Here is a 5,662-nt window from a genome sequence, read left to right as displayed (position 1 = left end):
AATAAAAGCCTGGCGGTGACCTACTTTCGCATACGAGAAGTATACTATCATTGGCGCGGAATCGTTTCACGGCCCTGTTCGAGATGGGAAGGGGTGGTTCCAATTCGCTATGGCCGCCAGACATAACCGGTAGTGCGTGTGCTTTCGCACATTCACTGATATCTGATGGAACTTGCATAAGCAAATTCGTCTTCAACAAACAGAAGAAGTAAAGATGGTATTTTGATTGCTGCTTTAGAGCAACCTTGATTCAAGTTTCAAGGTTATAGGATCAAGCCTCACGAGCAATTAGTATCGGTTAGCTTAATGCATTACTGCACTTCCACACCCGACCTATCAACGTCCTGGTCTCGAACGACTCTTTAGTGTGCTCAAGGCACAAGGGAAGTCTCATCTTGAGGCAAGTTTCGCGCTTAGATGCTTTCAGCGCTTATCTCTTCCACACTTAGCTACCCGGCGATGCCACTGGCGTGACAACCGGTCCACCAGAGGTGTGTCCACTCCGGTCCTCTCGTACTAGGAGCAGCCCCCCTCAAACTTCCAACGCCCACGGCAGATAGGGACCAAACTGTCTCACGACGTTTTAAACCCAGCTCACGTACCACTTTAAATGGCGAACAGCCATACCCTTGGGACCGGCTACAGCCCCAGGATGTGATGAGCCGACATCGAGGTGCCAAACTCCCCCGTCGATATGAACTCTTGGGAGGAATCAGCCTGTTATCCCCAGAGTACCTTTTATCCGTTGAGCGATGGCCCTTCCATACAGAACCACCGGATCACTATGACCTGCTTTCGCACCTGCTCGACCTGTCCGTCTCGCAGTCAAGCAACCTTATGCCATTGCACTATCAGTACGATTTCCGACCGTACCTAGGTTACCTTCGCACTCCTCCGTTACTCTTTGGGAGGAGACCGCCCCAGTCAAACTGCCCACCATGCACGGTCCCCGATCCGGATTACGGACCTAGGTTAGAACCTCAACAACATCAGGGTGGTATTTCAAGGTTGGCTCCACGAGAACTGGCGTCCTCGCTTCAAAGCCTCCCACCTATCCTACACAAATCTTGTCAAAGTCCAATGCAAAGCTACAGTAAAGGTTCATGGGGTCTTTCCGTCTAGCCGCGGGTAGATTGCATCTTCACAAACATTTCAACTTCGCTGAGTCCCGAGAGGAGACAGTGTGGCCATCGTTACGCCATTCGTGCGGGTCGGAACTTACCCGACAAGGAATTTCGCTACCTTAGGACCGTTATAGTTACGGCCGCCGTTTACCGGGGCTTCGATCAAGAGCTTGCACCCCATCACTTAACCTTCCGGCACCGGGCAGGCGTCACACCGTATACGTCCACTTTCGTGTTTGCACAGTGCTGTGTTTTTATTAAACAGTCGCAGCCACCTTTTCACTGCAACCCCATCGAGCTCCGGACGCGAGGTCCTTCACCCTACCGGGGCGCACCTTCTCCCGAAGTTACGGTGCTAATTTGCCGAGTTCCTTCTCCCGGGTTCTCTCAAGCGCCTTAGAATTCTCATCCTGCCCACCTGTGTCGGTTTGCGGTACGGTTCACATATACCTGAAGCTTAGTGGCTTTTCTTGGAAGCTTGGTATCAATCACTTCGTCTCACAAGGAGACTCGTCGTCACGCCTCAGTCTTAACCTCCCGGATTTGCCTAAGAGATCAACCTACACGCTTAAACCACCTATTCCAACAGATGGCTGACCTAACCTTCTCCGTCCCCACATCGCAGTATATGTAAGTACAGGAATATTAACCTGTTTCCCATCAGCTACGCATCTCTGCCTCACCTTAGGGGCCGACTCACCCTGCGCCGATGAACGTTGCGCAGGAAACCTTGGGCTTTCGGCGAGGGAGCTTTTCACTCCCTTTATCGCTACTCATGTCAGCATTCGCACTTCTGATACCTCCAGCATTCCTCACAGAACACCTTCGCAGGCCTACAGAACGCTCTCCTACCATGCATATAAATATGCATCCGCAGCTTCGGTTACGTGCTTAGCCCCGTTACATCTTCCGCGCGGGACGACTCGACCAGTGAGCTATTACGCTTTCTTTAAAGGATGGCTGCTTCTAAGCCAACCTCCTGGCTGTCTGTGCCTTCCCACTTCGTTTTCCACTTAGCACGTCATTTGGGACCTTAGCTGGCGGTCTGGGTTGTTTCCCTCTTGTCCACGGACGTTAGCACCCATGGACTGTCTCCTGTGATTGCACTTCTCGGTATTCGGAGTTTGCCATGGTTTGGTAAGCTCTTATGAGCCCCCTAGCCATAACAGTGCTCTACCCCCGAGAGTGAGACACAAGGCACTACCTAAATAGCTTTCGGAGAGAACCAGCTATCTCCAAGTTTGTTTAGCCTTTCACCCCTATCCACAGCTCATCCCCTAATTTTTCAACATTAGTGGGTTCGGACCTCCAGTACCTGTTACGGCACCTTCATCCTGGCCATGGATAGATCACTTGGTTTCGGGTCTACACCCAGCAACTGAACGCCCTATTCGGACTCGCTTTCGCTACGCCTCCCCTATCGGTTAAGCTTGCTACTGAATGTAAGTCGCTGACCCATTATACAAAAGGTACGCAGTCACCCCTTACGAGGCTCCCACTGTTTGTATGCATGCGGTTTCAGGATCTATTTCACTCCCCTCCCGGGGTTCTTTTCGCCTTTCCCTCACGGTACTGGTTCACTATCGGTCGATTACGAGTATTTAGCCTTGGAGGATGGTCCCCCCATGTTCAGACAGGATTTCACGTGTCCCGCCCTACTTGTCGTTACCCTAGTTCCACATACGGGATTTCATATACGGGGCTATCACCCACTATGGCCGGACTTTCCATTCCGTTCTATTATCGCGTATGCTAAAAGTAACAGGCTTTTCCGGGTTCGCTCGCCACTACTTCCGGAATCTCGGTTGATTTCTTTTCCTCGAGCTACTTAGATGTTTCAGTTCACTCGGTTCGCCACCTTTCTCCTATATATTCAGAGAAGGTTACCCTTGCGGGTGGGTTTCCCCATTCGGACATTCCCGGATCAAAGCTTGTTTGCCAGCTCCCCGAGACTTTACGCAGGCTACCACGTCCTTCATCGCCTGTAATCGCCAAGGCATCCACCACATGCACTTATTCGCTTGATCCTATAACGTTAAAACCTGAGCCCTTTTAAACTCAAATCTCGTGATGCATGAGACATCCGCTATAGGTTTTCTAAAGCACTTCATCTGATCACACCAAGCTGATGTGATCAAACTAATTTGAACTGTTAATTCTTACGAACCAACGCCATTCAAATGTTTCGATTTTGCAATCAAATTACCCATTGAATATTTCAGACCTCATCACAAAGTCTTACTTTATTCTCTTTACTTCTTCCATTTTGTTAAAGATCAATCTAGCTTCTAAAAGCTAGACATAAAAACAGCACGCTGTACTTATGTCTAACTTTTCAACAAAGAGTTGGTGGAGGATGACGGGATCGAACCGACGACCCCCTGCTTGCAAAGCAGGTGCTCTCCCAGCTGAGCTAATCCCCCATTACTTCACAGTAATCTGGTGGGTCTGGTTGGGCTCGAACCAACGACCCCCGCCTTATCAAGACGGTGCTCTAACCAGCTGAGCTACAGACCCTTAAGGCCAATCTTTGTTGCGCTCTTTAAACAACCGATAAGTGTGAATGCTTGCAAGCAAGGCATACTCTAGAAAGGAGGTGATCCAGCCGCACCTTCCGATACGGCTACCTTGTTACGACTTCACCCCAGTCATGAATCCCACCGTGGTAAGCGCCCCCCTTACGGTTAGGCTACCTACTTCTGGTGAAACCCACTCCCATGGTGTGACGGGCGGTGTGTACAAGGCCCGGGAACGTATTCACCGCGACATGCTGATCCGCGATTACTAGCGATTCCGACTTCATGTAGTCGAGTTGCAGACTACAATCCGGACTACGATCGGCTTTCTGAGATTAGCTCCCCCTCGCGGGTTGGCAACCCTCTGTACCGACCATTGTATTACGTGTGAAGCCCTGGCCATAAGGGCCATGAGGACTTGACGTCATCCCCACCTTCCTCCGGTTTGTCACCGGCAGTCCCAATAAAGTGCCCAACTGAATGATGGCAATTATTGGCAAGGGTTGCGCTCGTTGCGGGACTTAACCCAACATCTCACGACACGAGCTGACGACAGCCATGCAGCACCTGTGTCCACTTTCTCTTTCGAGCACCTAATGCATCTCTGCTTCGTTAGTGGCATGTCAAGGCCAGGTAAGGTTTTTCGCGTTGCATCGAATTAATCCACATAATCCACCGCTTGTGCGGGCCCCCGTCAATTCCTTTGAGTTTTAATCTTGCGACCGTACTCCCCAGGCGGTCAACTTCACGCGTTAGCTGCGTTACTAATGGATTTTACTCCACCAACAACTAGTTGACATCGTTTAGGGCGTGGACTACCAGGGTATCTAATCCTGTTTGCTCCCCACGCTTTCGAGCATGAGCGTCAGTATTAGGCCAGGAGGCTGCCTTCGCCATTGGTATTCCTCCACATCTCTACGCATTTCACTGCTACACGTGGAATTCTACCTCCCTCTCCCATACTCTAGCCTTGTAGTTTCAAACGCAGTTCCCAGGTTGAGCCCGGGGCTTTCACATCTGACTTACAAAACCGCCTGCGCTCGCTTTACGCCCAGTAATTCCGATTAACGCTTGCACCCTACGTATTACCGCGGCTGCTGGCACGTAGTTAGCCGGTGCTTCTTATCAAGGTACCGTCATCCTCACATAGTATTAATATGTAAGTTTTCTTTCCTTGCGAAAGAGCTTTACAACCCGAAGGCCTTCTTCACTCACGCGGCATGGCTGGATCAGGCTTTCGCCCATTGTCCAAAATTCCCCACTGCTGCCTCCCGTAGGAGTCTGGGCCGTGTCTCAGTCCCAGTGTGGCTGATCATCCTCTCAGACCAGCTACTGATCGTCGCCTTGGTAGGCTTTTACCCCACCAACTAGCTAATCAGATATCGGCCGCTCCATTAACGTGAGGTCCGAAGATCCCCCACTTTCCCCCTCAGGGCGTATGCGGTATTAGCTAATCTTTCGACTAGTTATCCCCCATTATTGGACACGTTCCGATATATTACTCACCCGTTCGCCACTCGCCACCAGAGAGCAAGCTCTCCGTGCTGCCGTTCGACTTGCATGTGTAAAGCATGCCGCCAGCGTTCAATCTGAGCCAGGATCAAACTCTTCAGTTTAATTCCGACTATTACTTGTGACCTCTTTCGAGGTCGGTATATCGCTTGGCTTAATCTCAAATGAATCTTAGGTGTAACTAAAAGTTACAGATTTCATTTAAGTGTTAAGCACTTGTATTTTGAGTTTTAGATACATATATATGTATCTTTTTGCACTCACCTACAAGCACCCACACTTATCGGTTGTTCGTTTTGTTAAAGAGCGGTTACTTCGTTACTTCTTTTGTCGCTGCTGATTCGTTTCCAAATCAGCGAGAGGTGCGCATTATACAGACCTTTTTCATTCGGTCAAGCTAGTTTCGAAAATTATTTTTAAACAACTTTCTAACCAACTTCGCTTCACATCACCTCGTTCAGCGAGCCGCGCATTTTACAGACCTTTTCGATCCAGTCAAGCAGTTTTTTT

Annotated in this window: 2 tRNA genes and 3 rRNA genes; all 5 read right to left on the bottom strand. The window is 49.8% G+C overall.

Annotated features, from left to right (window positions below):
* Positions 1-7: 7 nt before the first annotated feature.
* Positions 8-121: ribosomal RNA gene (rrf, locus tag ACIKP9_RS13465) — 5S ribosomal RNA — on the bottom strand.
* A gap of 146 nt (positions 122-267) precedes the next feature.
* Positions 268-3,151 (bottom strand): 23S ribosomal RNA (locus ACIKP9_RS13460).
* Positions 3,152-3,471: 320 nt separating this feature from the next.
* A tRNA-Ala gene (locus tag ACIKP9_RS13455) sits at positions 3,472-3,547 on the bottom strand.
* A 17-nt stretch (positions 3,548-3,564) separates the two neighbouring features.
* Positions 3,565-3,641 (bottom strand) — tRNA-Ile (locus ACIKP9_RS13450).
* Between the two features lie 72 nt (positions 3,642-3,713).
* Positions 3,714-5,256 (bottom strand): 16S ribosomal RNA (locus ACIKP9_RS13445).
* Together the 16S, 23S and 5S rRNA genes with 2 tRNA genes alongside form the textbook arrangement of a ribosomal RNA operon.
* Between the last annotated feature and the right edge of the window lie 406 nt (positions 5,257-5,662).

The sequence above is a fragment of the Methylobacillus methanolivorans genome (genome assembly GCF_044751345.1).
Lineage (GTDB): Bacteria > Pseudomonadota > Gammaproteobacteria > Burkholderiales > Methylophilaceae > Methylobacillus > Methylobacillus methanolivorans.
The sequence above is the reverse complement of the archived record's forward strand: the minus strand, read 5'-3'. Positions and strand labels throughout refer to the sequence as shown.